Source organism: Microbacterium phyllosphaerae (assembly GCF_017876435.1).
GTDB lineage: Bacteria > Actinomycetota > Actinomycetes > Actinomycetales > Microbacteriaceae > Microbacterium > Microbacterium phyllosphaerae.
Window position 1 is genome coordinate 2,720,861 of record NZ_JAGIOA010000001.1, and the last position, 26,549, is coordinate 2,747,409.

The window sequence follows — 26,549 nt, forward strand, 5'->3', positions numbered from 1 at the left end:
GTTCGATTATCCTCCGTGCGGGAGAATAGGGGCGTGACCGAACCGCTCTTCATCATTCCGCTCTGGGCGGACCTGCTCGGCGTGGGCCTCGGTGGCGTCCAGGGGGCGATGTTCGCCTCGGGATTCCAAGGGCAGCGACGGCTCGACTGGCTCGGCGTCGCGATCATCGGGATCATGATCGGCATGGGTGGCGGTCTGATCCGCGACATCCTGCTCGGTCAGACTCCGGCGACGCTGCAGAACCAGTGGTATCTGGTCACCGCCGGTGGAGCAGCCCTGCTCGGCATGCTCCTCGCCGGGCTGTTCACCCGACTGAACACGGCGATCGTCGTGCTCGATGCGGTCGTCATCGGGATGTTCGGCGCATTCGGCACGAGCAAGGCGCTCGCCTTCGGCATCCCCGAGGTTCCTGCTGTCTTCATCGGCGTCTGCGCCGCGGTCGGGGGCAGCGTGCTCCGCGACATGCTGATGGGGCTGCCGACCGCGATCATGCACGTCGGCTCGCTGTACGCCGTGGCCGCCGGCGCGGGGTGCACGTTCATCGTGATCGCGGTCGCCCTCGGCATGCCTATCACGCTCGCGGCGGTCATCGGAATCGCCGTGACGAGCGTCATCCGCATCCTCGCGGTCACTTTCGACGTCTCCCTGCCCGAGCAGCGCCGGATCTACCGTCGCAAGGTCGCCGCCGAGACCGGCGTGATCCCGATCATCAAGCCCAGCGCCGAGTGACCACAGCCCGTCGTCAGCGAGGCAGACGAAACGCCCCACCCGACAACGGGTGGGGCGTTCGTTCATTCGGAGGCTCAGACCGCGGCGAGCTCCTGCTGGCGGGTGCGGATCGAGCGGTTGACCCCGGAGACGATCGCCTTGAGCGACGCGGTCGAGATGTCACCGTCGATGCCGACGCCCCACAGACGCTGGTCGCCGACCTGCAGCTCGACGTAGGCAGCGGCCTGCGCGTCGCCACCCGCGCTGAGTGCGTGCTCGACGTAGTCGTAGAGCGTGATGTCGAAGCCCTGGGCGCGCAGCACCTCGATGAATGCGGCGATCGGCCCGTTGCCGTTTCCGGCGACGGCGACCTGCTGGTCGTCGTCGCGCAGCGTCACATCGAGCACCACGTCGCCCGACATGTCGCTACGGGTCTGCGTCGAGAGGAGCTCGAACCGGCCCCACTTGGCCTCGGTGTCGGCGGCAGGAAGGTACTCGTCGTTGAAGATCGACCAGATCTGCTCGCTGGTGACCTCGCCGCCCTCGGCGTCGGTCTTCGTCTGCACGACGCCCGAGAACTCGATCTGCAGCTTGCGCGGCAGGTCGATCGCATGGTCGGCCTTCAGCAGGTACGCGACGCCGCCCTTGCCGGACTGCGAGTTCACACGGATCACGGCCTCGTACGAGCGACCGAGATCCTTCGGGTCGACGGGCAGGTACGGCACGGCCCACTCGATGTCGTCGACCGTCACGCCCTCGGCGTCGGCGCGCGCGGCCATCGCCTCGAAGCCCTTCTTGATCGCATCCTGGTGCGATCCGCTGAACGCGGTGAAGACCAGGTCTCCGGCCCAGGGGCTGCGCTCGGGCACCGGCAGCTGGTTGCAGTACTCGACCGTGCGCTTGACCTGATCGATGTCGCTGAAATCGATCTGCGGGTCGATGCCCTGTGTGAAGAGGTTGATGCCCAGCGCCACGATGTCGACGTTGCCCGTGCGCTCGCCGTTGCCGAACAGGCATCCTTCGATGCGATCTGCGCCGGCCATGTAGCCGAGCTCGGCCGCCGCGATCGCCGTGCCGCGGTCGTTGTGCGGGTGCAGCGAGAGGATGACGTTCTCGCGGTGGGCGAGGTTGCGGCTCATCCACTCGATCGAGTCGGCGTACACGTTCGGCGAGGCCATCTCGACGGTCGCCGGCAGGTTGATGATGACCTTGCGATCGGGCGTCGGCTCAAAGACCTCGATCACCTGGTTGCAGACGTCGACGGCGAACTCGAGCTCGGTGCCCGTGTAGCTCTCAGGCGAGTACTCGTAGTACACCTGCGTGTCGGGGATCGTCTTCTCGTACTGGCGGCACAGGCGCGCCCCTTCGAGGGCGATGTCGATGATGCCCTGCTTGTCGGTGCGGAACACGACCTCGCGCTGCAGCACGCTGGTCGAGTTGTACAGGTGCACGATGGCCTGCTTCGCTCCGGCGATCGACTCGTAGGTGCGGGCGATCAGGTGCTCACGAGCCTGGGTCAGCACCTGGATCGTGACGTCGTCGGGAATCAGGTTCTCTTCGATGAGCTGTCGCACGAAGTCGAAGTCGGTCTGGCTCGCCGAGGGGAATCCGACCTCGATCTCCTTGTAGCCCATGCTGACGAGAAGCTCGAACATGACGCGCTTGCGCTCGGGCGACATCGGGTCGATGAGCGCCTGATTGCCGTCACGCAGATCGACGGCGCACCAGCGGGGAGCCTCGGTGATACGGGCGTCGGGCCAGGTGCGGTCAGGCAGGTGGACGGTGATCTGCTCGTGGTACGGCCGGTACTTGTGGATCGGCATCGCAGACGGGCGCTGAGTGTTCTGCATGATGGGGCTTCTTCTCTTCGTCAGAAATGTGAACGGGCCAACACAAGCGCCGCGACGAGGAAGGCCCTAGCTTTAGGACTCGTCGCGGCAGCTAAGAAGAAGCAGACCGCCGAAAGGCATGCGGCCATGGTAGCAGGGATGCGGAACCGCTCCGACCGCTCCTGAGACGATCCGGCCACGCGCGACACTGTCATGCATGAGCACATCGCACAGTCGCATGCTTCTCGCCACCGCCACCCTCGCGGGGGTGCTCGGTCTTGCCGCATGCGCCGCCGGGCCAGGTTCCTCCCCCGCCCCGACGAGCTCCGCCTCGTCGACCGGCGACATCTCGGGTGCCGCACCTCCGGATGGCCGAGTGATCGGGACGGGCACGGTTCTCGATGTGGCGGGAGACGCGCAGCTGTGTCTCGGTGCCGTCGCCGAGTCGTACCCTCCCCAGTGCACCGGCATCCCGCTCGACGGGTGGACGTGGGAGGGCGTCGACGGCAGTGAGACCAGCGGAGACACACAGTGGGGCACCTACGCCGTGTACGGCACCTTCGACGGCGACCGGTACACGGTCACAGACCCGCCGATCATGCTCGCGCTGTACGACCCCATCCGTCCGGAGGACCCGGCAGGCGGGGTCGACGGCACCAGCTCGGAGGCAGACCTCGCCCGCATCCAGGACGAACTCGCGTCGTCCCTCGGTCGCGAGGCGCTCTCGCTCTGGATCGAGCGCGGCTACGTCTGGGTGAACGTCGTCTGGGATGACGGGACGCTGCAGGATGCGCTCGACGCGGAGTACGGCGACGACGTGGTGATCGTCACCTCGGCGCTGCGTGAGATCGATTAGTCCGACGGGATCAGCGCGAGCTTGCCGCCGGGGTGTCCCTCGGCGAGCAGGGCGAGCGCCGCCGGAGCATCCTCCAGCGCGAACGTCTGCGCCACGGGGACGACGAGTTCCCCCGACTGCGCCAGCGCAACCAGCTCGCCCCGCACGGCATCGCGGAAGCGAGCACTGTCGGGCATCGAGCCGGCGATCCACCGGATGCCGTCGGACGAAGCTCTCGTCGGGGCGGCGATCGTGACGATGCGACCGGGATCGGCGACGAGTTCGAGCGACACGTCGACCGCTTCGTCGGTGCCGACGGCGTCGAGCCCGGCAGAGACCTCCGCGCCTGCGGCGATCTCTCTGACCCTGTCCGCCAAGCCCGGTCCGTAGTGCACGGGAAGGCCGCCGAAGGCACGGACGACGTCGAACCTCGCCTCACTCGCAGTGCCGATCACGCGGATGCCGCGACGCGCCGCCTGCTGCAGCACGCTCACCCCGACCGCGCCGGACGCCCCGTGCACCAGGATCGTCTCGCCGGGCACGGCTCTCGTCACGGCGAGCATCTCGGCCGCCGTGGTGCCGGCGAGAAGGAGATTCGCCGCCTCCGGGTGGGTCAGCGGCGACGGCTTCGCGAAGGCCTTCTCCGCGGGGATGGTGATCTCGGTGGCATAACCTCCGCTCACCCGGAACGCGATGACCTCGTCGCCGATCTGCGCGGATCCGGATCCGATCAGGGTGTCCGGTCCGAGCGCTGTGATCTCGCCGGAGATCTCATAGCCGATGGGCACGGGAAGGTCGGCGCCCGCCCGCTCAACCGCGACATGCTTCGCGTCCGCAGGGTTCACGCCCGACGCGCGGATCCTGATCGTCACCTCACCCGGACCGGGCCGGGGCACCTCGTACTCGACGAACTGCCACGCATCCGGCGAGCCCCACGACGTGGCGATCCAGTGCCGCGCCATCAGAAGCCGAGACGTCCGAGCTGCTTCGGGTCGCGCTGCCATTCCTTCGCGACCTTGACGTGCAGTCCGAGGAACACGCGAGTGCCGAGGAGCTCCTCGATGCCGACGCGTGCACGACGTCCGACATCGGCGAGGCGCTTGCCCTTGTGCCCGATGATGATCGCCTTCTGGCTGTCGCGCTCCACCACGATCGACGCATGCACGTCGGTCAGGTCTGTGCCCTCGCGCGGTGCGATGTCGTCGATCACGACAGCGATCGAGTGCGGGAGCTCGTCACGGACGCCGTCAAGAGCCGCCTCGCGGATCATCTCCGCGATCCGGTCCTCCTCCGACTCATCGGTGGTGACACCTTCGCCGTAGAGCGCAGGCCCTTCAGGCATCAGCGAGAGTACCTCGTCGGCGAGCACCTCGAGCTGGTCATTCGTGAGCGCGGAGATCGGGATCACGGCATCCCAGTCCTCGCGAAGCGCATCGACCTCCATGAGCCGCTCGGTGATGTCATCGCGGCCGGCCGCATCGGTCTTCGTGACGATCGCGATCTTCTTCGCCCGTCGGTATCCGTCGAGTGAGGCCGCGATCCTGCGGTCACCAGGACCGACCTTCTCGGTCGCCGGCACGCAGAAACCGATCACATCGACGTCGCCGAGCACCTGCTCGACCAGATCGTTCAGACGCTCGCCCAGGAGCGTGCGGGGCTTGTGGATGCCCGGGGTGTCGACGATGACGAGCTGCCCCTCGGGGCGGTTGACGATCCCGCGGATCGCCCGGCGGGTCGTCTGCGGCTTCTCACTCGTGATCGCGATCTTCTCGCCGACCAGCGCGTTCGTCAGAGTCGACTTGCCGACGTTCGGGCGCCCCACGAACGTCACGAACCCGCTCCGTGTCTGCTCAGTCATCGTTTCCGTCTCTCTCGTCTGCGGTGTCATCCGCGTCGTGTGCCGCACGTTCCACGAACACCGTCGCGATTCCGCGTCCTCGTCCTCGGGAGGCTCCGCCGGTGAGCGTCAGCCCCTCGACGGTCGCCGTCGAACCGGGCTGTGGGACCTGCCCCAGAGCCTTGCCGAGAAGTCCGCCGATGGAGTCGACGTCCTCGTCCTCGAGCTCGAGGCCGAACAGGTCTCCCACGTCCTCGAGCGAGAGGCGGGAGCTCACACGGTAGCGTCCGTCACCGAGCTCGACCACTTCTGCGGATACCTGATCGTACTCGTCCGAGATCTCGCCGACGAGCTCCTCGATGAGGTCCTCGAGCGTCACGAGCCCCGAGATCCCGCCGTGCTCGTCGATCACGAGGCACACGTGCACGGCATCCCGCTTCATCTGCTGCAGCAGCGTCTCCGCGCGCATGGATTCGGGCACGAAGGTCGCCGGGCGCGAGATGGGACGGATGGATGCCGTGCGCCACGCGTTCTCGTCTCGGAAGGCGAACAGCACGAGGTCCTTGAGGTAGAGGACACCGACAACGTCGTCGGCGTCGTCGTCGACGACCGGCATGCGCGAGACACCCCGTTGCAGGAACAGGGTCATCGCCTCGCTCGTGGTGGCGGTCGCGTCGACCGTCACCATCTCGGTGCGGGGAACCATCACCGCACGCACGAACTGGTCGGTGAAGTCGAAGACGGAGTGGATGAGATCGCGGTCGTCGGCCTCGATGAGGTCGTTCGACGCCGCCTCGTCGACCATGCTGAGCAGCTGCTCCTCCGACGTGAACGAGCTGCGTCCGCGCCCGGGGGTCACCCGGTTGCCGAGCACCACGAGGCCCTGCGCGAGTGGTCCGAGGATGATGCGCAGCCCGCGGACGACCGGAGCGTTGGCTCGGAGCATGCCCTCGGAGTGATGACGACCGAACGAGCGCGGACTCGCTCCGACGAGCACGAAGCTGATTCCGGTCATCAGAACGGCCGCGGCGAGCATCGCCCACCAGATGTTCTCGAACAGGATGCTGAAGGCCACCGTGACGAGCACGGCGGCTGCGGTCTCGGCGAGCACTCGGATGAACGCGACCGCGTTGACGTGCGCGTCGGGGTCAGCGGCGATGCGCGTCAACTGCCGGGCGTTGCGTCCCTCGAGCCCCATCTCCTCGATGTCGGAGCGCGAGGTCACACCGAAAGCCGCATCGATCGCCGCCATCAGACCGCCGAAGGCGACGAGCAGAACGGCGCCCGCGAGCAGGAAGGCAGCGGTCATCGTCGACGTTCAGCCGCGGCGAAGCCCTGGATGAGCTCCTTCTGCAGTCCGAACATCTCGCGCTCCTCGTCGGGCTCGGCGTGGTCGAACCCGAGCAGGTGCAGCAGCCCGTGGGTCGTGAGGAGGATCAGCTCGTCCATCAGCGTGTGACCGGCTGCCTGTGCCTGAGCCTCGGCGACCTGCGGGCAGAGCACGATGTCGCCGAGCAGCCCGGGGGCCGTCGGGCGGTCTTCGGTGCCGGGGCGCAGCTCGTCCATCGGGAAGCTGAGCACGTCGGTGGGACCGGGCTCGTCCATCCACTGGACGTGGAGAGCCTCCATGGCGCCCTCGTCGACGAGCACGATCGCGACCTCGGCGTCAGGGCTCACGTGCATCTGCGCGAGGTTGAAATCGGTGAGCCGCTGCAGCACGGTCTCGTCGACGTCGATCGCCGACTCGTTGTTGATCTCGATCATGGCTGTGCTCGTTTCATCAGGAGAGGCCTCGTTTGGGCATCCGGTCCCGGGGTCCTGGTCGTTGTGCGCCTCGGCGATCGGCGCGGTTGGCGAACTCCGCCGCCTGCTCGCGCTCGAAGCGCTGAGCCGTGCGGCGCTCGTCGTACTCGCTGTATGCGTCGACGATGCGCCCGACCAGCGAGTGGCGCACCACGTCCTCGCTCGTGAGACGGGCGAAGTGGATGTCGTCGATGCCGTCGAGCACGCGCGTCACGAGCCGGAGCCCCGATGATCCCTGCGGAAGGTCGACCTGCGTGATGTCGCCGGTGACGACCATCTTCGACCCGAAGCCCAGACGCGTCAGGAACATCTTCATCTGCTCGGGCGTCGTGTTCTGCGCCTCGTCGAGCACCACGAACGAGTCGTTGAGAGTGCGGCCGCGCATGTAGGCGAGCGGTGCGACCTCGATCGTCCCTGTGGCCATCAGCCGGGGCACGATCTCGGGGTCCATCATCTCGTTCAGCGCGTCATAGAGCGGGCGCAGGTACGGGTCGATCTTGTCGGTGAGCGTGCCGGGAAGGAACCCGAGCCGCTCTCCGGCCTCGACTGCGGGGCGGGTCAGGATGATCCGCGTGACCTCTTTGCGCTGCAGCGCCTGCACGGCCTTCGCCATGGCGAGGTAGGTCTTTCCCGTACCGGCAGGGCCGATGCCGAAGACGATCGTGTTCTCCTCGATCGCGTCGACATACTCCTTCTGCCCGAGCGTCTTGGGGCGGATGACCTTGCCCCTGGTCGACAGGATCGCCTCGCCGAGCACCTCGCTCGGGCGCGGGCCGCCGTCGTTGCGCAGCAGGCGTGCCGAGCTCGTGACGTCGCTCGGAGCGAGATCGTGGCCGGCCTTCGTCATGGTCATCAGCTCGTCGACGAGGGCCTTCGCCTTCGCGACGGCCTCAGCCGATCCGGTGAGCGTGATCTCGTTGCCGCGCACGAGCACCTGGACATCCCGGTGTTCCTTCTCGAGCATCCGGAGCAGTCGATCCTGCGGACCGAGCAGCTGCACCATGGCGACACCGTCGGCGTAGATCTTCTCGACGGCCGTGTCGGATGCGGTGGAAGGGGCGTTTTCGTCAGAAGCCAACGAGCTTGTTCTCCTCGATGTTGCCGAGCACATGGGCGTGCACGTGGAAGACGGACTGGGCGGCGCTCGCGCCGTTGTTGAAGATGAGGCGGTACTCGCCGTTCGCGTGCTCGGACGCGAGCTGCTTCGCAGCTGCGACCATCTCTGCCAGAAGGCCCGGGTCACCCTCCGCAAGCTCGGTGACGTCGCGGTACTCCTCGGTCTTGGGAATCACCAGCGCGTGCAACGGTGCCTGCGGGTTGATGTCGCGGATCGCGAACACCCGCCCGGTGTCCAGCAGGATCTCACCCGGGATGTCGCCGTTCAGGATGCGCGTGAAGATCGAGGGGTCGGACATGCTCCCAGTCTACCGACCGGGAGGGAGCCGGGCCGGAAGCGTCGGTCACCAGCGGCCGAGCGCCACCGAGAGGACGGCGATCGCGGCCGGACCTGCAGTCGACGTGCGCAGCACCGTGTCTCCGAGCAGCACGCGCTCGGCGCCGGCATCCGACAGCTTCGCGAGTTCGTCGTCGGAGATCCCACCCTCCGGCCCGACCACGAGGACGATGTCGCGGCCGTCCGGCTCGAGTTCCGACAGCCGGGTGGTCGCGCTCGGGTCGAGCAGAAGCACCCGCTGGGACGAGGCGCGCGCCGCGAGTCCTGCGGTCGACGCCGGAGGCGAGACCTCGGGCACCCACGCACGATGCGCCTGCTTGGCCGCCTCACGGACGATGGTCGCCCAGCGTTCGCGCCCCTTGACCGCCTTCGGGCCCTCCCACCGAGACACGCTGCGGCTCGCTTGCCACGGCACGATCTCGTCGACGCCCAGCTCGCAGGCCGCCTGCACCGCGAGCTCGTCGCGATCGCCCTTCGCGAGCGCCTGCACCAGGATCATTCGAGGATTCGGCGCAGGCTCCTCAGCACGAGCCGAGATGCGTACATCGACGCGAGACGGTGAGACCTCCTCAGCGGCGCCGGTCAGCCACACGCCGGCACCGTCCCCGACCGTCACCGCCTCGCCGACGCGAAGTCGGCGCACGACGGCGGCGTGCTTGGCCTCAGCCCCGGTGAGCGACACGAGGTCGCCGACCGTGGCATCCGACGAGGACTCGAGAAGGAAGTGCAGTGCCATCAGCGCCGTCCGGATCAGTGCGAGCGGAAGCGGTCGCGGAGCTTCGAGAAGAGTCCCTGCTGGAACTGAGCGAGCTGGGGTCCCGGTGCCTTCGTCTTCTTCGCGAAGTCCTCGATGAGCGCACGCTGCGCCGAATCGAGCTTCGTGGGTGTGACCACCTGCACGCCGACCCGGAGATCTCCGCGCTGGGTCCCGCGCAGCGGGGTGATTCCGCGGCCCTTGATCGTGAGGACGTCACCCGACTGCACTCCGGAGCGGACCTCGAGGTCGACCTCGCCGTCGAGACCCTGGATCGTCGTCTCGGTGCCGAGGATCGCGTCGGGCATCGACACCTCGAGCGTCGCCAGCAGATCGTCGCCGTCGCGGCTGAACGACGGATGCGGGTTGACGGTGACCTCGACGTACAGATCGCCGTTCGGGCCGCCCGCCTTGCCCACCTCGCCGGAACCGGGGAGCTGCAGGCGCAGCCCCGTCTCGACGCCGGCCGGGATGTCGAGGGAGACCGTGCGACGCGAACGCACGCGGCCCTGGCCGCCGCACGTGCCGCAGGGGTAGGGGATGGTCGTGCCGTAGCCCTCGCAGGTGCCGCACGGCTGCGAGGTGACGACGTTGCCGAGCAGGCTACGCACCTGGCGCTGCACGTGGCCCGATCCGCCGCAGATGTCGCAGGTGACCGGCGACGTGCCCTCCTGACAGCACGAGCCGTTGCACATCTCGCACAGCACCGCCGTGTCGACCTCGATGTCGCGGTGCGCGCCGAAGACGACGTCACCCAGATCGAGGGTCACGCGCACCAGTGCATCTTGGCCGCGCTCACGACGCGAACGCGGGCGCGCTCCTCGGCCGCCACCCTGACCCGCGCCGAAGAACGTCTCGAAGATGTCGCCGAAACCGCCGAAGCCGCCGAAGTTCCCGGCTGCTCCGTCTCCGCCGCCCATGTCGTAGCGACGGCGCGAATCGTCATCGCTGAGCACGTCGTACGCGTGCGTGACGAGCTTGAACCGTTCGGCCGCGTCTTCTCCCGGGTTCACGTCCGGGTGGAGCTGACGAGCCAGGCGTCGGTACGCCTTCTTGATCTCGTCGGTGGAGGCGTCGCGAGAGACGCCGAGTACCTCGTAGTGGTCTGCCACAATGGCCCTTCTGCGTGTATGTGTCGTCTGGGCGCCCGCGTCAGCGGGACGCCTCGTCTTCGTCGAGCATCCGCGAGAGATAGCGGGCGACAGCCCGCGCCGCCGCGAGGTTGCTCGGATAGTCCATGCGCGTCGGCCCCATCACGCCGACTCGCGCCGTGCCGCTGGGCGCGGCGTAGTTGCTCGCCACGATCGACGCCTCACCGAGGCCGAACGACGCGTTCTCCGTGCCGATGCTGGCCGCGAGGCCATGTGCGTCGGTCTCCATCTCGCTCATCAGGCGCAGCAGAGTCACCTGCTCCTCGATCGCCTCGAGCAGAGGATGGATGCTGCCCCGGAAGTCCTGCTCGCGTCGGGCGAGGGTCGCGGCACCCGCCATCACCAGGCGCTCCTGGCGGAACGCCCCGAGTTCGTCGATGATGATGCTCGCGAGTGCGCGGAGCGCCACGTCATGCGAGTGCTCATCGGCGGCGAGCAGGCTCTGCAGTCCTTCGGCCGCGTCGCTCACCGCTCTCCCGGTGATCAATGCCGACAGGCGCACGCGAAGCAGCACCATGTCGGCCTCGTCGACGTCGACCGGCAGCGGCGCCATGCGCTGCGAGACACCGCCCGCGTCGGTGACGAGCACGATGAGAACCCGGTTCGCGGAGAGCGCGACGAGTTCGAGGTGAGTGAGGTGCGCGCGCGCGAACGACGGGTATTGCGCGAGCGCGACCTGCCCGGTGAGCTGAGTGAGCACGCGGACCGTGCGCACCATCAGGTCGTCGAGGTCGGCCGGCGCCGTGAGGAACGACTCGATCGCGGTGCGCTGCGCGACCGTGAGAGGACGCAACTGCGCGAGGTGGTCGACGAAGACGCGGTAGCCCTTGTCGGTCGGGACCCGGCCCGAAGACGTGTGCGGGGCAGCGATCAGCTCTTCGTCCTCGAGCAGAGCCATGTCGTTGCGGATCGTCGCAGCCGAGACCCCGAACGAGTAGCGGTCGACGATGGATCGGCTGCCGACGGGCTCGTGCGTCTCGACGTAGTCCTGCACGATCGCGCGGAGAACCTGGAGGCCTCTTTCACTGACCATCACGACTCCCTCCCTCTGGCACTCACTGGGTACGAGTGCCAATTCTACCCGCCGAGGCGGGCGCCGCGCTGATCCCCCTACGATGACGGGTATGAGTGTCGCACCGCAGGTCACCGTGTCCACCGGAATCGTGCGCGGCGAGGCTGTCGGCGGGGTGCACCGATACCTCGGAATCCCGTACGCCGCCGCCCCGTTCGGGCCCAACCGCTTCCGGGCTCCTCAGTCGGCTCCCGCGTGGGAAGGCGTTCGCGACGCCGTGAGTTTCGGACCGACGGCTCCTCAGCATCCGTACCCCGGCGCCATCGGCGATCTGCTCGGTTCGGTCGAGATCCCCGGAGACGAGATCCTTTCGGTCAACGTCTGGGCTCCGGACGACGCCGACGGTGCACCGGTCGTCCTCTGGATCCACGGTGGCGCACTCGAGCGAGGCACCGCCGCGCTCCCCCTGTACGACGGATCGGGGTTCGCTCGGGCGGGCATCGTGTTCGCCTCGATCAACTACCGCCTGGGATCCGAGGGCTTCTCGGTGCTCACGGGGGCTCCCCGGAATCTGGGACTCCAGGATGCCGCCGCGGGACTCGCCTGGGTGCACGAGGAGATCACGTCATTCGGCGGCGATCCCTCGCAGATCACCGTGATGGGCGAATCCGCCGGCGGCGCCATCGTCGCCGGTCTGCTCGCCGTCGACTCGTCGCGAGAGCTCATCGCGCGGGCGATCATCGAATCCGGACCACTCGAGGCGCAGACCGCGAAGAAGGCCGGGCGCGTCACGGCGCAGCTCGCGAAGCGGCTCGGGATCAGGGCCGACCGCGCGAGCTTCCTCGGGGCATCTCCCGCGAAGCTGCTGCATGCGCGACGGCGGCAGTCCTCCGGCTCGTCTCCGCTGGGTGGGGCGCCCGGATTCCAGTTCGCCGTGGACGCCGAGTCGCTGCCTCGCTCGCCCCACGAGGTGCTCGCCGACACGGACACGCCCCTGCTCATCGGAAGCAACACCGATGAATACCGACTCTGGTTTCCCCCGGCTGCGCTGGCGGGAATCAGCGAGGCGAAGCTGCTGCTCGCGCGGCTCGCCCTGCGGATCCCCCGGGCCGCCGTCGCGGCCTATCGATCGACCTTCCCCGGTGCCTCCACCGGCGAGATCTTCGGCCAGCTCGCCACGGACATCATGCTGCGCGCGCCGCTGACTCGACTGGCCAGGGCGCGCACAGCGCCGACGTACGTCTACGAGTTCGCCTGGCAGAGCACTGTCCGCGACCTGCGTGCGGCGCACGCCCTGGAGCTCGGCTTCGTGTTCGATCGCCTCGGCGATCCTGAGGCTCAGCGGCTCGCCGGACAGGATGCTCCGCAGAGACTCGCGGACGAGATGCACAGAGCATGGATCTCGTTCATCAAGACCGGCGACCCCGGGTGGCCGGTCTTCGGCACGGAGAGGATCACACGCCTGTTCGACACCGAGAGCTCCACCGTCACGCAGCGCCGGACGGACGCACTCGACATGCTGCCCTAGCGGTCGCCGCGGGTCAGTCCGTGAGCTCGCGCACCACCGCGTCGGCGAGCAGGCGTCCACGAAGCGTGAGCTGCACGCGCCCGCGCACCGCGGCGGCGGGGTCGACGAGGCCGTCCGCGATCAGGCCGGCGACACGCGCGCGCTTGTCCTGTTGCAGGTCGGCGACCGCGATCCCCTCGCGGATGCGGCTCAGCAGCAGGACCCGCTCGAGAGTCCTCGATTCCGCATCGGGACGCTCGGTTCCGGCGGCCGGCGACTCCTCGGCGGCGAGACGCTGCGCGTAGGCGGCCGGGTGCTTCACGTTCCACCACCGGAGCCCTGCGACGTGGCTGTGCGCGCCGGGGCCGAAGCCCCACCAGTCACTCCCCCGCCAGTACGCGAGGTTGTGTCGCGAGCGCTGTTCCACAGTGCGCGACCAGTTGCTGATTTCGTACCAGTCGAAGCCCGCCGCTGCGAGACGCGCATCGGCGAGCTCGTACATGTCTGCCTGCAGGTCGTCGTCCGGCGTCGGCACCTCGCCACGGCGGATCTGCCGCGCGAGCTTCGTGCCGTCCTCGATGATCAGCGCGTACGCCGAGATGTGGTCCGACTCGAGTGCGAGCGCCGCATCGAGCGATGCCTCCCAATCGCCGAGCGACTCACCGGGGGCGCCGTAGATGAGGTCGACGCTCACGGCGAGGCCTGCGTCCTTCGCTGCGGCGACCGCCGTCGTCACGTTCTCGGGGCGATGGGTGCGATCCAGCGCCGCAAGCACGTGCGGCACCGCCGACTGCATGCCGATCGACAGTCGGGTCACACCGGCGTCCGCGAGTGTGCGGGCGACCGCGGGCGTCACGGTGTCGGGGTTGGCCTCGACCGTGACCTCGGCGCCGGCCACCAGGCCGAACGCGTCGGTCGCGGCCCCGAGCATCCGAGCGAGGTCCCCCGCAGGGAGCAGCGTCGGGGTGCCTCCGCCGAAGAACACGGTGTCCATCGGTCGCAGCGCGCCCGCATCCGCGAGAACGCGCTTCGCCAGGTCGATCTCGGTGATCAGGGTCGAGGCGTAGTCCTCCTGCTTCGCGCCGCGAAGCTCGCCGGACGTGTAGGTGTTGAAATCGCAGTAGCCGCAGCGCACCCGGCAGAAGGGGACGTGCAGATAGGCCGAGAACGGCACAGCCGGGTCGATCGCGAGATCGGACGGAAGGCGTCCGTCTGCCGGTGCCGGATCGCCCAGGGGAAGGGGACCGGCCATCAGAGAACTGCGGCCATCAGACCGGAGTCGCGTAGAGCGGCGAGATCGCGCGCAGGTAGCGTGCGAACAGCTCCCGGCGACGGCGCTTCACGAGCGCGGGGACGAAGCGGTACAGCAGGGAGTTCGGCGCATCGAAGGCGCGCACCGAGAACCACACCTCGTCGTTGTCCTCACGCCAGTCGATGTCGAAGGATTCCTCACCGCGCACGACGGAGCCGCCGACGGTGCCGAGCACGAAACCGATGCGGCGCTTCTCCTCGGTCACCGAGATCACACGAAGTTCGGCATCCGCGCGCATCCCGCTCACACGCCCGTGCAAGCGCAGGGTCATCCCCGGTCCTGCGAAGGGCGTGCCCTCGGCGTCGAAACGCTGCTCGACGTCGTTCTTGCTCGGGGCGATGGGCGTGCCCTCCGCATCGAAGCTCACGCCGGCGTACGCGGGGCCCGGTGCCGGGCGGACATCCTCGACTGTCAGACCCGAGGCGCGTTGCGCCGTCCAGGTCAGGAGCGATTCACCGGCGGATTGGAAGCGTTCGATGCCGCTGCCGATCCGCCAGGAGTTCTCCGCCGGGATGCTGCGCTCCGGCGGGTACTGCATCAGATCGGGCGCGTGGGTCGCACCCACGGCCGCATAGTCCACCGTGTCGTCTCGGAAAGTCCCGCGCCGCATGATTTCGAGCCTACTTCCCGTTCCCTGGACGATCACCCTGTACGCGCCGGGAACGACCCGACCCGACGGCTGCTACTTCTTTTCCTTGCCCTCGACATCTCCCGAGAGCGCGGCGATGAACGCCTCTTGGGGAACCTCGACGCGGCCCACCATCTTCATGCGCTTCTTGCCCTCTTTCTGCTTCTCGAGGAGCTTGCGCTTGCGGCTGATGTCACCGCCGTAGCACTTGGCGAGCACGTCCTTGCGCAGCGCCCTGATCGTCTCGCGGGCGATGATCCTGGCGCCGATGGCGGCCTGGATCGGCACTTCGAAGTTCTGGCGAGGGATCAGCTTGCGCAGTCGCTCCGTCATCAGCGTGCCGTAGGCGTAGGCCTTGTCGCGGTGCACGATCGAGCTGAACGCGTCGACCTTGTCGCCCTGCAGCAGGATGTCGACCTTGACCAGATCCGCCTCCTGCTGTCCGGCGGGCTCGTAGTCGAGCGAGGCATAGCCCTGGGTCTTGGACTTGAGCTGGTCGAAGAAGTCGAAGACGATCTCACCGAGCGGCATCATGTAGCGCAGCTCGACGCGCTCCTCGGAGAAGTACTCCATGCCCAGCAGTGCTCCGCGGCGCGACTGGCAGAGCTCCATGACCGTGCCCACGTAGTCCTTCGGCAGCAGGATCGCCGTCTTCACCATCGGCTCGGACACCGAGCCGATGCGACCGTCGGGGTACTCGCTCGGGTTGGTCACCGTCACGGTCTCGCCGGTGTCGCTGGTGAGGACCTCGTAGATCACGCTGGGAGCGGTGGTGATGAGGTCGAGACCGAACTCGCGCTCGAGGCGCTCGGTGATGATCTCGAGGTGGAGGAGCCCGAGGAACCCGCAGCGGAAGCCGAAACCGAGGGCGACCGAGGTCTCAGGCTCGTACTGCAGTGAGGCATCGGAGAGCTTGAGCTTGTCGAGCGCCTCGCGGAGCTCCGCGTAGTCGCTGCCGTCGATCGGATAGACCCCCGAGAACACCATCGGCTTGGGATCGGTGTAGCCGGCGAGTGCCTCGGTCGCGGGCCTGCGCGCCGTCGTGACGGTGTCGCCGACCTTGGAGAGCCGCACGTCCTTCACGCCGGTGATGAGGTAGCCGACCTCGCCGACGCCCAGCCCCTTGGTGGGCACCGGCTCCGGACTCGACACGCCGACCTCGAGCGCCTCGTGCGTCGCCCCCGTGGACATCATCTGGATGCGCTCGCGGGGCGACAGGCTGCCGTCGATCATGCGGACGTAGGTGACGACACCGCGGTAGGCGTCATAGACGGAGTCGAAGATCATGGCTCGGGCAGGCGCGTCGGCGTCGCCGACAGGTGCCGGGATCTCCTTGACCAGGCGGTCGAGCAACTCCTCGACCCCTGCACCGGTCTTCCCCGAGACGCGCAGCACGTCTTCGGGCTTGCCGCCGATGAGGGATGCCAGCTCCTTCGCGTACTTCTCGGGGTCGGCCGCCGGCAGATCGATCTTGTTCAGGACCGGGATGATGTGCAGGTCGTTCTCGAGAGCGAGGTACAGGTTCGCCAGCGTCTGGGCCTCGATGCCCTGTGCCGCGTCGACGAGCAGGATCGCTCCCTCGCACGCCGCGAGCGACCGGGACACCTCGTACGTGAAGTCGACGTGGCCGGGAGTGTCGATCATGTTGAGAGCGAAGGTCTCCCCCTCGATCTCCCACGGCATCCGCACGGCCTGGCTCTTGATGGTGATGCCGCGCTCGCGCTCGATGTCCATGCGGTCGAGGTACTGGGCGCGCATGTCACGGTCCGAGACCACGCCGGTGATCTGGAGCATGCGGTCGGCGAGGGTCGACTTGCCGTGATCGATGTGCGCGATGATGCAGAAATTGCGGATCTGCTTCGCAGGTGTCGCGGCAGGCTGAAGAGGGGTGAGGGCGCGTGGTGACATGTCCAGATGATTCTACGGTGAGGCACCGCTAATGCCCGATTCGCTCGATCCGGTGATATTCTGCCGAGGTTGCCCGGGAGCAATCCGTGACACCGGATCCCGTGAGCGATAAGACTCCGTCACAGACCAAGTGCAGGCGTCGTGTCGCGCAGATCGGCTGATGGTGATTGACTGTCTTCCCGGCTCAGCGTTGCGTCGGCGGATCCCGCGCGCGTCTGTAAAAGAGAAAGAATCATCACCTTGATCAAGTATCTGTTGCGCCGCCTGCTGGGATGGGTGCTGATGATCGTCATCGCGACGAACATCACCTACTTCCTCGCGTGGCTGTACCTCGACCCGGAGAACAACTACGTCGGACGGCGCCCCCCGCTCTCCGCCGAGCAGATCGACAATCTTCTGCGTCCTCGCAACCTCAGCGAGTCGGTCCCTCTCATCGAGCGGTGGTGGACCTGGTTCTCGGGAATCATCTTCCGCTGGGACTGGGGCCTCGGTCCCACCGGCGAATCCGTCAACGAGCAGGTCGCCTACCGGGTCTGGGTCAGCGCCGAACTGGTTCTCGGAGCAACCATCATCACGACGATCCTCGGCATCGCGCTGGGCGTCTACACGGCGTCTCGCCAGTACAAGCTCGCCGACCGCATCGGCCAGGGCACGAGCATCATCACGATGAACATCCCGACCGTTGTCGCAGGTTTCGCCCTGGTGCTCCTCGCGATCAACTTCAACAACGCGGTCGGAACCACGGTGTTCTACGTGACCGGCTCTTCCAGCCAAGGCGTCGAGGGCTTCTTCCCGGTCCTTCTCGACGTGTTGCAACATCTGACGTTGCCCACTCTCGGCCTCGTGCTCACGGGATACGCATCGATCCACTTCCTGCAGCGCTCGCTGCTGCTCGACAACATCAAGGCCGACTACGTGCGCACAGCACGGGCCAAGGGGCTGACCAAGCAGCAGGCGATCCGCAAGCACGCTCTCCGGACGTCGCTGATCCCCGTGGCCACGCAGGTCGCCTTCACGATCCCACTCGTGTTCACCGGCGCGGTCATCACCGAGCGCATCTTCAACTGGAACGGTATGGGCAAGTACTTCCTCGACACACTGAACAACAACGACGTCCACGGCGTCGTCGCGGTCGCGGCATTCGGCGCCCTGATGACCGCGATCGGCGCCATCCTCGCCGATGTCGCGGTGGTCGTCCTCGATCCGAGAGTGCGGGTGAGCTGATGTCCCTGGAATCCATCGGGGTCTCCCCCGAGATCGCCGTCCCCGAGACACCGAAGAACCGCAAGCGCACCTCCATGCTGACGCTCTACACGCGTCGGTTCATGCGCAACCGCGGCGCGGTGATCGGCGTCGTCATCCTGGCACTGCTCGTCGTCTTCGCGATCGTCGGGCCCCTCATCGCCCCGTACTCGCACACGGACCTGGACTTCCTCGCGCTGCGTCAGGCGCCGTCGGCCGATCACTGGTTCGGCACCAACGGATCGGGAAACGACAACTTCGCCCAGGTCGCCGTCGGCCTGCAGCGGTCCATGATGATCGCCGCTCTGGTCGCGATCGGCACCACGGTCGTGTCAGCGCTCATCGGAGCGACGGCCGCCTACTTCGGCGGTCGGTACGAGCGGATCATGCTGGCGATCATCCACTTCATGATGGTCGTCCCGAACTTCCTCATCCTCGCGATGATCTCGAACGACGCCGGTGGAAACTGGCTCGTCATCTCTCTCGTGATGATCTTCATCGTGGGCTGGTTCTTCCCCGCCCGCATCATCTGGACGCTCTCACTCTCGATCCGTGAGCGCGAGTACGTCCACGCCGCACGCTACGCAGGCCTGTCGGGCATGCGCATCGTGATCCGCCACATGCTGCCGAACATCGGTTCGCTGCTCGTGATCAACTTCACCCTCGGTGTCGTCTCGGCCGTGCTGACCGAGACCGCGCTGTCGTTCCTCGGATTCGGTGTGAAGCTGCCCGACGTGTCGCTCGGTGCGCTGATCGGCTACGGCTCGAGCACGCTCGTCAGCGCGCCGTGGCTGTTCTACTTCCCCGCGGCGGCGCTGACCCTGCTCACCGTCTCGATGGCACTCATCGCCGACGGTCTGCGTGACGCCCTCGATCCGACCTCGGCGGCTGGAGGTCGCGCATGAGTACTGTTCTCTCCGTCCGAGACCTCAAGGTCAGCTTCCCGTCCGAAGCGGGGCGTGTCGACGCCGTCCGTGGCGTCTCGTTCGACCTCGAGGAGGGCAAGACCCTCGGCATCGTGGGCGAGTCCGGTTCGGGCAAGTCCGTCACGTCGCTCGCGATCATGGGTCTGCTCGACGACAACGCCAAGGTCACCGGATCCATCGTCTACGACGGCCAGGAGCTGCTCGGCAAGTCCGACAAGCAGCTGTCGGTGATCCGCGGCAACGGCATGGCGATGGTCTTCCAGGACCCGCTCACCTCGCTCACGCCGGTGTTCACGATCGGCGACCAGCTCATCGAGGCGCTCACCGTGCACCGCAAGCTCTCGAAGAAGGAGGCCTGGGATCGCTCCGTCGAGCTGCTGAACCTCGTCGGCATCCCCGAGGCGGAGCGCCGCATGAAGGCGTTCCCGCACGAGTTCTCCGGCGGTATGCGCCAGCGCGTCGTGATCGCGATCGCGATGGCCAACAACCCCAAGCTGATCATCGCCGACGAGCCGACGACCGCGCTCGACGTCACCATCCAGGCCCAGATCCTCGAGCTGATGGAGAAGGCGCAGGAGGAGACCGGCGCGGCGATGATCATCATCACGCACGACATGGGCGTGGTCGCGAAGACCGCCGACGACGTCCTGGTGATGTACGCGGGCAAGCCCGTCGAGCAGGCACCGGTGCGCGAGCTCTTCTACCGCACCCGGATGCCCTACTCGATCGGGCTCCTCGGAGCCATCCCCCGCGTCGACAAGTCCGAGAAGGTCCCGCTGATCCCGATCAAGGGAAATCCGCCTCTCCTGATCAACCTGCCGGATGCATGCCCGTTCGCCGCTCGTTGCCCGATCGCGATCGACGCGTGCCGTGAGCGCGAACCGGACCTGCTGCCCGTCACCACGAGCGGTCACACCGATCACTCGGTCGCCTGCATCCGTGCGAACGACATCGACGACGACGGCAAGATCGGCGGCCTGCCGGTGTTCCCGATCCCCGAGATCCCCGAGAGCACCCTGGCCAAGGTGCCGCGCGAGGATCGCCCGATCACCCTCGAGGCCGTCAACCTGAACAAGTCGTTCCCCCTCATGAAGGGCGCGGTGTTCAAGCGCAAGGTCGGCGAGGTCCACGCGGTCAAGGGCATCAGCTTCGACATCCGCCAGGGAGAGACCCTCGCGATCGTCGGAGAGTCCGGCAGCGGCAAGACGACGACTCTGCTGCAGATCATGGATCTCGTGGCGCAGGAGGACGGCGACATCAGGATCGGCGGCACCAGTGTCGCCGACATCAAGAACCGCGCGGAGGAACGCAAGCTCCGCCGCGACCTGCAGATCGTCTTCCAGGATCCGATGGGCGCGCTCGACCCCCGCATGACGGTCTGGGACATCATCGCTGAGCCGATGTTCGCGATCGGGATGAGCAAGGACGACGTGTTCGACCGCGTCGAGGAGCTCATGGGGCTCGTCGGTCTCGACCCGGCGCACAGCGATCGATTCCCGCAGGCATTCTCGGGTGGCCAGCGTCAGCGCATCGGCATCGCCCGCGCGCTGTCGACCAACCCGAAGATCGTGGTCCTCGACGAGCCGGTGTCTGCTCTGGATGTCTCGATCCAGGCCGGCGTGATCAACCTCCTCGACGAGCTCAAGGCCAAGCTCGGCCTGTCGTACCTCTTCGTCGCGCACGATCTGTCCGTGGTCCGGCACATCGCCGATCGCGTCGCGGTCATGTACAAGGGCTCCTTCGTCGAGCACGGCGACGTCGATCAGGTGTTCGACGATCCGCAGCATCCCTACACGAAGGCGCTGCTGTCGGCGATCCCGATCCCGGATCCCGACATCGAGCGCACTCGCGAGCGCATCATCCTCCCCGTGGAGGGTTTCGACGCCGAGGCCGTGGCGGCCGGCTGACCTGTGCGCCGATGTGCACGGTCCGATAACGGTTCCGTGTCGCAGGGGTTTCGCCCGCGAGATGCGGGGTTAGTCTGCCCCTATCCCAAGTAAGGCCGACAGGCACTAAGGAGTACCATGAAACGGCATCAGAAGCTGATGGGCATCGCTGCTCTCGGCGCCGCCTTCGCACTCGTCATGAGCGGGTGTGCACCGGCAGGCGACAGCGGCAACGGCAACGGCGACACGCCTCAGACGGTCGAAGGCGCGGACTACAACCCGCAGCCCCGTGAGAACCTCGCAGAGGGTGGCGAACTCCGCATCCCCGTCTCGAACATCGCCGAGCAGCTGAACTACTTCCACAGCGACGGCGACGCCCGCGTCACCCAGATCGGCACGTGGTTCCGCCCGCAGATCCTGCTCATGGATCCTGACGGCACTGTCAAGAAGAACGACGCCTACCTCGACGACTACTCCTTCGGTGTCGAAGACGGCAAGACCGTCCTGCACTTCAAGGTGAACGAGAAGGCTGTCTGGAACGACGGCACCCCGATCGACGTCACCGCGTTCAAGGCCACCTGGGAAGCCAACAACGGCACGAACGAGGCGTACCAGCCCAACGCCACCGATGGCTGGAAGGAGATCGAGTCCGTCGAGGCCGGCGAGAACGACCGCGACGTCATCGTCACCTTCAAGGGCGAGTTCGCCTGGCCCGAGATGGTCTACTCGCAGCTGCTTCACCCCGCGGTCAACACCCCGGAGCTGTTCAACACCGCGTTCCTCGGTGACTGGCACCCGGAATGGGCCGCAGGCCCCTACACGGTCGAGGACTTCGACAAGACCGGCGGCGTCGTCACTCTCGTCCCGAACGAGAAGTGGTGGGGCAACGCTCCGCTGCTCGACAAGGTGACCTTCATCCAGATGGAGCCGACCGCTGCGGTCAACGCTCTCCGCAACGGCGAGGTCGACATGGCCGAGACCGGCAGCGCCGAGCTTCTCGCTCAGGTCGAGGGTCTCGACGGCGTCAAGACCTACAAGGGTCAGGCGACCGCGAACGCGATCTTCACGCTCAACTCGGCGAACCCCGCTCTGGCGGAGCTCGACGTGCGCAAGGCTGTCTTCGAGGCGATCAACATCGAGCAGGTCAAGGACATCGTCTTCAACGGCCTGAACTACACCGAGGAGCCCGCGGGTTCGCTCACGCTGTTCTCGTTCCAGCCCGACTACGTGAACGCTCTGGAAGAGGCCGGTCGCAAGGACGGCGACACCGAAGGCGCCAACAAGCTCCTCGATGACGCCGGCTGGGTCGCCGGTTCTGACGGCGTCCGCGAGAAGGACGGCGTGCGTCTGTCGCTCGTCTTCCCGGTCCACTCCGACACTGAGACCGCACGCGCCCGTTCGCTGGCCGTGCAGCAGCAGCTGAAGGAGATCGGCGTCGAGGTCACGATCGACACGCGTCCGTCTGCCGACTTCGCCGAGGACTACACCACGCAGAACGGTGACATCTTCTTCCTCAACTTCACGTCGTCCGACCCGTTCGGTGCCGCCTGGTTCTGCCAGCTGTACTGCTCGGACAGCGGCCTGAACCTGTCGGGCACCGGCACGCCGGAGATCGACAAGATGATCCACGAGGAGCTGGAGACGATCTCCGACCCGGTCGAGCAGACCAAGAAGGCCATGGAGATGGAGTCCGAGATCTTCGCGAAGACCTGGGGTATCATCCCGGTCCTCAACGGCCCGGAGATCTGGACCGTCAAGGAAGGCCTCGCCAACCTCACGCCCGAGCCCTACGTGGGTCTCGACCTCTTCGGCATCACGCCGGTGGAGAACGTGGGATACGAGAAGTAATTCCTGCGAAGGCTGACTCGATCAGTTCTTCGTGAAGCGGGGTCGGTGGTTCATCCACCGGCCCCGCTTTCTCTATGCTGAACGCGTGAGCGTCCAGATCGTCTTCGTGCACGGCATCCGCACGTCTGCGACCATGTGGCGGTCGCAGCTCGCATTCCTCGAGGAGCAGGGCATCGCCGCCACCGCCGTCGACCTCCCCGGTCACGGGACGCGGATGGCGGAGGACTTCACGCTGCACGAGGCGCTGCATACGATCGATGCGGCGGTCCGAGACGCCGCGACGCGAGGACCCGTGCTGCTCGTCGGGCATTCGATGGGCGGCCTGCTCTCGCTCGCGTACGTCGGGGGCGCGCAGACGCCGCCGGTCGCAGGTCTCATCGCGGCGTCGTGCACGTCGCTCCCCCGGGGCGCCGGGCTCGCGGCCTACCGTGCGATAGCGAGGGCCGTGGATCGCCTGCCGGACCGCGGCATGTGGCTCACCGAGCGGATCCTCGAGGCCACGATCCCCGCGGACACGCGATCCGACTTTGCGGCAGGCGGCTATGCACTGGACACGCAGGACACCGCACTGCGCAACCTCTCAGCGCTCGACCTCGCGACGGCCGTCGCCCGCATCCGGGTGCCGCTCTGGTTCGTCAACGGCCAGTGGGATCAGCTGCGCGTGAACGAGGCGCTGTTCCAGCGGTTCGCCCCGCACGCCGAGCTCATCGTCGTGCCCCGAACGACGCACCTCGTCACCGCGATGCGCCCGCAGGTCTTCAATGCCGTCATCCGGCTGGCCGTCGCGACGATCGACGCCGGGCTCACGGCTCCTGCGGCTGAGCGTGGTCCTGGGACAGATCCCGGTCCTGGCTCGGACGAGCAGGCTGCCTCGCCAGAGCCGTGAGCGCGCCGCCGACGAGCGACAGCACGGCGGCGGCCACGAACACGAGCCAGAACCCGCCGACGAGGGCCACGAGGCCCGCGCCGAGCACAGGACCGATCAGCTGACCGAGCGCCGCCGTCACATTGACGATCCCGAGATCGCGCGCGTGGTCCTTCTCGTCGGGCAGCAGGTCGGCGGCGAACGCCAGGCCGACGGTCGAGAACGCGCCGTAGCCGAGACCCATGAGTGCGGCGGCGATCATCGTCGCCTCGAACGTGGGCACGACGGCGATCACGACACCCGAGGCCGCCTGCACCAGTGTCGCGAGGATCGTGAGCGTGCGACGGTTGCCCGTGCGGTCCGACACGATGCCGGTCAGCACTGACGCGAGCACGACGAACAGCGTGTAGACGACGATCAGCAGGAGCAGGTTGTCCTGAGCCACGACCGACTCCTGGTGCAGCCCATGGAGCAGGAAGAAGAGGAACAGCGCGGTGCCGAGCGCATTGCCGATGTTGGTGACCAGGCGTCCCCACAGCATCCAGGCGAAATCGCGGTCTCGGAACGATGCCAGGAGCCGTCGGTCGTTCATGACGGATGCCTGTGCGACCGGCGCGGGCTCGACGGGCGCGGGCGGGTCGGGCAGGATCAACGCCGCTCCCGTACCGATCACGGCGATCAGCGCGGCGAGCAGGAGATAGCCGTCGCGGATCCCGAGGCCGAGGAGAACGACCAGTCCGACGCCGAGCACGATCCCCACCGCCTGGCTCGAGCCCACGGCTGCGGACGCCGCTCCACGCTGGGTCGCGGGAAGCTGGTCGGCGATCAGGGCGGTGAACGCGGCGGACGACACGGCCACGCCGATCGTCACGCCGACCCACGCTCCTCCGACGGCCCACGGCCCCTCGCTGAACCCCGTGACGACGAGGAACACCGCCGTGAGGATGGCCCCGCCGATCGCCCAGGGGCGGCGCCGTCGCCGTCCGATGCCCGCACGATCGGAGAGCGCGCCCGCGACTGGGCCGGCGATGATTCCCGCCAGTCCTCCGATACCGAGCACGAAACCGGACGACACGACCCCGCTGATCCAGTCGTCATCCGAGGTGTTGAGCTGCAGAGGCAGCAGCAGCTGCACCGGAGTCAGCTGCACGGTCCAGATCGCCAGCCATGCGAGGGTGAACACCGTCATCCATCGGGCGCCGACCCGCTTCAGGACGCTCACCGCTTCGCCGCCGGAGGGATCTTCGCGGCGAAGAGAGAACGGGGCGGGAGGGCAGGGCTCATGTCGCTCCTTGACGTCGGCGTCACGACGAGGATGTCGGGATACTGATGATTGTGCACCCAGTGCCACTCGGCGCGCGACCGAGTGTCCATCTCGGTGACCGTGTCGTCCGGTCGTCTCGCACACCCGAGGTGCCGTTTAGGGCGAACAGCCCGGATGCTGGTAGAGTTGGTTCTTGGCTTGCGTGTGGGTTCTTCCCTCACGACCGCCGCGTGGAAGCCCTCTTCTTCTGCCGGCATTCCTAACAACTCCGTACAGAAAGCGTCCACACGTGGCAAACATCAAGTCGCAGATCAAGCGCAACAAGACCAACGACAAGGCTCACGAGCGCAACAAGGCCGTGAAGAGCGAGCTGAAGACGCACATCCGCGCGACCCGCGCCGCTGTCGTCTCCGGTGACAAGGCTGCAGCCGAGGCTGCTCTGAAGGCTGCTTCCCGCAAGCTCGACAAGGCCGTCAGCAAGGGTGTCATCCACCAGAACCAGGCTGCGAACCGCAAGTCCTCCATCGCCAAGCAGGTTTCCGCTCTCTGAGCCGATCCCGCTTGAGGGTGTGACAAGAGCCCGTCCCGTTCGCGGGGCGGGCTCTTTCGTACGCTCGACCAGTCAGCGTTCGTGTCGCACGCCGGTCGGTGACGTCTCGGCGAGCCCAGGTCGAAAGGCGACGCGAGACACACTCCGCGAACGGTGCCGCTGATGCGGCGGCGAGATCACTCGCCGAACGGCTGCCGAGTGGCGATCACCGTGAGCATGCGCTCGAGAGCGAAGACCGGATCACGCGATGCACCCTTGACCTCGGCGTCGGCGCGCGCAGTCGCCTGGATCGCCATACCGAGGGACCGCTCGTTCCATCCGGCGAGATCACGCTTCGCGCGATCGACCTGCCAGTCCTTCATCCCGAGTCGCTGAGCGAGCTGACGACTGGGCTCGCGGTTTCCGGCGACCCTGGCCATGGTGCGCAGCTTCATCGCGAAAGCGGCGACCATGGGAACGGGATCAGCACCGGAGGCGAGCGCGTGGCGCAATGCGACCAGAGCTTCGCCGTAACGCCCGGCGATGGCCGTGTCGGCGACGACGAACGCCGACACCTCGACACGACCGCCGTAGTACTTGGTGACGACGTCTTCGGTGATGTCGCCCTCGACGTCGCCGATCAGCTGCTGGCAGGCGGCCGCGAGCTCTGTCAGGTCGTCGGCGAAGGCCGACACCAGAGCGCGCAGCGCAGGGGGTGCGATGCGCTTCTTGGCAGCCTTGAACTCCCCCGCCGCGAAGTCGACACGATCACTGTCGCGCTTGATCGCGGGACACGGGATCTCGATGCCGTCGCCGGTGCCGGCGCGCAGCGCATCGAGCAGCTTCTTGCCGCGGACGCTGGCACCGGTATGCCGAAGGATGACGGTCGCGCCCTCCTGCGGGTGATCGAGGTACGACACGGCCTCCTGCAGGAAGGCATCCGAGCACTTCTCCACTCCCGAGACACGCACGAGACGCGGCTCTCCGAAGAGGGACGGCGACGTGAGCGAGAGGAGGGTGCCCGGCGCGTAGTCGTCGGCGCGGACATCGGTGACCTCGAGAGCCGGATCTTCGGCGCGCAGGTAGTCGCGGACGCCGGCGATCGCTCGCTCGGCGCAGACCTCTTCGGGACCGAAGACGAGCACGACGGGCGCCGGACGCGGCTCTCGCCAGGAGACCTGCGCGATCTTGGCCGCCTTGGCACCGCCGCGGGAGGGGGTACGAGAAACAGCCATGCACTCAGCCTACTGGG

The 26,549-nt window shown here is 67.3% G+C and carries 24 protein-coding genes; 9 read left to right on the forward strand and 15 right to left on the reverse strand.

All coding sequences use genetic code 11. The features are described 5' to 3' along the window. The first annotated feature begins 33 nt into the window (after positions 1-33). Positions 34-729 carry a trimeric intracellular cation channel family protein gene (locus tag JOF42_RS12830; RefSeq protein ID WP_210098192.1) on the forward strand — a complete coding sequence of 232 codons (696 nt, stop codon included), beginning with the start codon at positions 34-36 and terminating at the stop codon, positions 727-729. A 74-nt stretch (positions 730-803) separates the two neighbouring features. On the opposite strand, the gene leuA is transcribed toward JOF42_RS12830, so the two are convergent. Beyond that, positions 804-2,558, reverse strand: a complete 1,755-nt coding sequence (gene leuA / locus JOF42_RS12835) for a 2-isopropylmalate synthase (protein ID WP_210098193.1) — start codon at positions 2,556-2,558, stop codon at positions 804-806. Between the two features lie 196 nt (positions 2,559-2,754). Between leuA and JOF42_RS12840 the strand changes: the two genes are divergently transcribed. Further along, a complete protein-coding gene (locus JOF42_RS12840; RefSeq protein WP_210098194.1) occupies positions 2,755-3,393 on the forward strand; it encodes a hypothetical protein in 639 nt (212 codons plus the stop codon). On the opposite strand, the gene JOF42_RS12845 is transcribed toward JOF42_RS12840, so the two are convergent. The 9 genes from JOF42_RS12845 to hrcA are packed head-to-tail and all read right to left on the reverse strand — an operon-like array spanning position 3,390 to position 11,403. Further along, positions 3,390-4,334 carry a quinone oxidoreductase family protein gene (locus tag JOF42_RS12845; protein ID WP_210098195.1) on the reverse strand — a complete coding sequence of 315 codons (945 nt, stop codon included), beginning with the start codon at positions 4,332-4,334 and terminating at the stop codon, positions 3,390-3,392. The genes JOF42_RS12840 and JOF42_RS12845 overlap by 4 nt on opposite strands. Continuing rightward, positions 4,334-5,230 carry a GTPase Era gene (gene era, locus JOF42_RS12850; RefSeq protein ID WP_343849474.1) on the reverse strand — a complete coding sequence of 299 codons (897 nt, stop codon included), beginning with the start codon at positions 5,228-5,230 and terminating at the stop codon, positions 4,334-4,336. Before era ends, JOF42_RS12845 begins: the two co-directional genes overlap by 1 nt. Then, on the reverse strand, positions 5,223-6,518 hold the full coding sequence (locus JOF42_RS12855) for a hemolysin family protein (protein WP_210098197.1): 1,296 nt from the start codon (positions 6,516-6,518) through the stop codon (positions 5,223-5,225). The genes era and JOF42_RS12855 overlap by 8 nt, the downstream gene beginning before the upstream one ends. Next, on the reverse strand, positions 6,515-6,973 hold the full coding sequence (ybeY, locus tag JOF42_RS12860) for an rRNA maturation RNase YbeY (RefSeq protein WP_056307252.1): 459 nt from the start codon (positions 6,971-6,973) through the stop codon (positions 6,515-6,517). The genes JOF42_RS12855 and ybeY overlap by 4 nt, the downstream gene beginning before the upstream one ends. 16 nt (positions 6,974-6,989) lie before the next feature. Next, a complete protein-coding gene (locus tag JOF42_RS12865; protein ID WP_210098198.1) occupies positions 6,990-8,090 on the reverse strand; it encodes a PhoH family protein in 1,101 nt (366 codons plus the stop codon). Continuing rightward, on the reverse strand, positions 8,080-8,427 hold the full coding sequence (locus tag JOF42_RS12870) for an HIT domain-containing protein (protein WP_210098199.1): 348 nt from the start codon (positions 8,425-8,427) through the stop codon (positions 8,080-8,082). Before JOF42_RS12870 ends, JOF42_RS12865 begins: the two co-directional genes overlap by 11 nt. A gap of 45 nt (positions 8,428-8,472) precedes the next feature. After that, positions 8,473-9,201: a 16S rRNA (uracil(1498)-N(3))-methyltransferase gene (locus JOF42_RS12875; protein ID WP_210098200.1), complete on the reverse strand. Its 729-nt coding sequence runs from the start codon at positions 9,199-9,201 to the stop codon at positions 8,473-8,475. A gap of 14 nt (positions 9,202-9,215) precedes the next feature. Beyond that, on the reverse strand, positions 9,216-10,331 hold the full coding sequence (gene dnaJ / locus JOF42_RS12880; protein WP_210098201.1) for a molecular chaperone DnaJ: 1,116 nt from the start codon (positions 10,329-10,331) through the stop codon (positions 9,216-9,218). A gap of 40 nt (positions 10,332-10,371) precedes the next feature. Continuing rightward, the gene (gene hrcA, locus JOF42_RS12885) at positions 10,372-11,403 is read right to left on the reverse strand and encodes a heat-inducible transcriptional repressor HrcA (RefSeq protein WP_210098202.1); all 1,032 of its coding nucleotides are present in this window, start codon (positions 11,401-11,403) and stop codon (positions 10,372-10,374) included. Positions 11,404-11,494: 91 nt separating this feature from the next. Between hrcA and JOF42_RS12890 the strand changes: the two genes are divergently transcribed. Then, entirely contained in the window at positions 11,495-12,910 is a 1,416-nt protein-coding gene (locus JOF42_RS12890) for a carboxylesterase/lipase family protein (RefSeq protein ID WP_245340803.1), read from the forward strand. 13 nt (positions 12,911-12,923) lie between these two features. On the opposite strand, the gene hemW is transcribed toward JOF42_RS12890, so the two are convergent. The 3 genes from hemW to lepA all read right to left on the reverse strand — a co-directional run bounded on the left by hemW (position 12,924) and on the right by lepA (position 16,737). Next, positions 12,924-14,141: a radical SAM family heme chaperone HemW gene (gene hemW, locus JOF42_RS12895; RefSeq protein WP_210098204.1), complete on the reverse strand. Its 1,218-nt coding sequence runs from the start codon at positions 14,139-14,141 to the stop codon at positions 12,924-12,926. A gap of 16 nt (positions 14,142-14,157) precedes the next feature. After that, a complete protein-coding gene (locus JOF42_RS12900) occupies positions 14,158-14,811 on the reverse strand; it encodes a DUF1990 domain-containing protein (RefSeq protein WP_210098205.1) in 654 nt (217 codons plus the stop codon). 72 nt (positions 14,812-14,883) lie between these two features. Further along, positions 14,884-16,737 (reverse strand): translation elongation factor 4, encoded by a 1,854-nt coding sequence (lepA, locus tag JOF42_RS12905; RefSeq protein WP_210098206.1) that lies wholly within the window; start codon positions 16,735-16,737, stop codon positions 14,884-14,886. 240 nt (positions 16,738-16,977) lie between these two features. Here lepA and JOF42_RS12910 point away from each other — a divergent pair, with 240 nt between their 5' ends. The 5 genes from JOF42_RS12910 (at position 16,978) to JOF42_RS12930 (ending at position 23,525) form a co-directional block, all read left to right on the forward strand. Then, on the forward strand, positions 16,978-17,961 hold the full coding sequence (locus tag JOF42_RS12910) for an ABC transporter permease (protein ID WP_210098207.1): 984 nt from the start codon (positions 16,978-16,980) through the stop codon (positions 17,959-17,961). Next, complete coding sequence (locus tag JOF42_RS12915) at positions 17,961-18,884, forward strand: ABC transporter permease (RefSeq protein WP_210098208.1); 924 nt, start codon at positions 17,961-17,963, stop codon at positions 18,882-18,884. The genes JOF42_RS12910 and JOF42_RS12915 overlap by 1 nt, the downstream gene beginning before the upstream one ends. Beyond that, entirely contained in the window at positions 18,881-20,812 is a 1,932-nt protein-coding gene (locus JOF42_RS12920; RefSeq protein ID WP_210098209.1) for an ABC transporter ATP-binding protein, read from the forward strand. Before JOF42_RS12915 ends, JOF42_RS12920 begins: the two co-directional genes overlap by 4 nt. Before the next feature lie 117 nt (positions 20,813-20,929). Beyond that, entirely contained in the window at positions 20,930-22,639 is a 1,710-nt protein-coding gene (locus JOF42_RS12925) for an ABC transporter family substrate-binding protein (protein WP_210098210.1), read from the forward strand. A gap of 85 nt (positions 22,640-22,724) precedes the next feature. Then, a complete protein-coding gene (locus JOF42_RS12930) occupies positions 22,725-23,525 on the forward strand; it encodes an alpha/beta fold hydrolase (protein WP_210098211.1) in 801 nt (266 codons plus the stop codon). Here JOF42_RS12930 and JOF42_RS12935 read toward each other — a convergent pair. Next, positions 23,443-24,912 (reverse strand): MFS transporter, encoded by a 1,470-nt coding sequence (locus JOF42_RS12935; protein ID WP_307803604.1) that lies wholly within the window; start codon positions 24,910-24,912, stop codon positions 23,443-23,445. The two genes, JOF42_RS12930 and JOF42_RS12935, sit on opposite strands and share 83 nt — an antisense overlap. Before the next feature lie 145 nt (positions 24,913-25,057). Between JOF42_RS12935 and rpsT the strand changes: the two genes are divergently transcribed. Then, positions 25,058-25,318, forward strand: coding sequence for a 30S ribosomal protein S20 (gene rpsT, locus JOF42_RS12940; RefSeq protein WP_053096545.1), 261 nt, complete (start codon positions 25,058-25,060; stop codon positions 25,316-25,318). Between the two features lie 176 nt (positions 25,319-25,494). Here rpsT and holA read toward each other — a convergent pair whose 3' ends face one another. Beyond that, complete coding sequence (holA, locus tag JOF42_RS12945) at positions 25,495-26,532, reverse strand: DNA polymerase III subunit delta (RefSeq protein ID WP_210098212.1); 1,038 nt, start codon at positions 26,530-26,532, stop codon at positions 25,495-25,497. Between the last annotated feature and the right edge of the window lie 17 nt (positions 26,533-26,549).

Excerpts from the sequence above, each read along its gene's own strand:
- JOF42_RS12915 (WP_210098208.1), top strand. The coding sequence starts at position 17,961 with ATGTCCCTGGAATCCATCGGGGTCTCCCCCGAGATCGCCGTCCCCGAG.
- holA (WP_210098212.1), bottom strand. The coding sequence starts at position 26,532 with ATGGCTGTTTCTCGTACCCCCTCCCGCGGCGGTGCCAAGGCGGCCAAG.
- JOF42_RS12890 (WP_245340803.1), top strand. The coding sequence starts at position 11,495 with ATGAGTGTCGCACCGCAGGTCACCGTGTCCACCGGAATCGTGCGCGGC.
- JOF42_RS12840 (WP_210098194.1), top strand. The coding sequence starts at position 2,755 with ATGAGCACATCGCACAGTCGCATGCTTCTCGCCACCGCCACCCTCGCG.
- ybeY (WP_056307252.1), bottom strand. The coding sequence starts at position 6,973 with ATGATCGAGATCAACAACGAGTCGGCGATCGACGTCGACGAGACCGTG.
- JOF42_RS12920 (WP_210098209.1), top strand. The coding sequence starts at position 18,881 with ATGAGTACTGTTCTCTCCGTCCGAGACCTCAAGGTCAGCTTCCCGTCC.
- JOF42_RS12875 (WP_210098200.1), bottom strand. The coding sequence starts at position 9,201 with ATGGCACTGCACTTCCTTCTCGAGTCCTCGTCGGATGCCACGGTCGGC.
- era (WP_343849474.1), bottom strand. The coding sequence starts at position 5,230 with ATGACTGAGCAGACACGGAGCGGGTTCGTGACGTTCGTGGGGCGCCCG.
- JOF42_RS12900 (WP_210098205.1), bottom strand. The coding sequence starts at position 14,811 with ATGCGGCGCGGGACTTTCCGAGACGACACGGTGGACTATGCGGCCGTG.
- JOF42_RS12925 (WP_210098210.1), top strand. The coding sequence starts at position 20,930 with ATGAAACGGCATCAGAAGCTGATGGGCATCGCTGCTCTCGGCGCCGCC.
- lepA (WP_210098206.1), bottom strand. The coding sequence starts at position 16,737 with ATGTCACCACGCGCCCTCACCCCTCTTCAGCCTGCCGCGACACCTGCG.
- leuA (WP_210098193.1), bottom strand. The coding sequence starts at position 2,558 with ATGCAGAACACTCAGCGCCCGTCTGCGATGCCGATCCACAAGTACCGG.
- JOF42_RS12845 (WP_210098195.1), bottom strand. The coding sequence starts at position 4,334 with ATGGCGCGGCACTGGATCGCCACGTCGTGGGGCTCGCCGGATGCGTGG.
- hrcA (WP_210098202.1), bottom strand. The coding sequence starts at position 11,403 with ATGGTCAGTGAAAGAGGCCTCCAGGTTCTCCGCGCGATCGTGCAGGAC.
- hemW (WP_210098204.1), bottom strand. The coding sequence starts at position 14,141 with ATGGCCGGTCCCCTTCCCCTGGGCGATCCGGCACCGGCAGACGGACGC.
- JOF42_RS12855 (WP_210098197.1), bottom strand. The coding sequence starts at position 6,518 with ATGACCGCTGCCTTCCTGCTCGCGGGCGCCGTTCTGCTCGTCGCCTTC.
- JOF42_RS12870 (WP_210098199.1), bottom strand. The coding sequence starts at position 8,427 with ATGTCCGACCCCTCGATCTTCACGCGCATCCTGAACGGCGACATCCCG.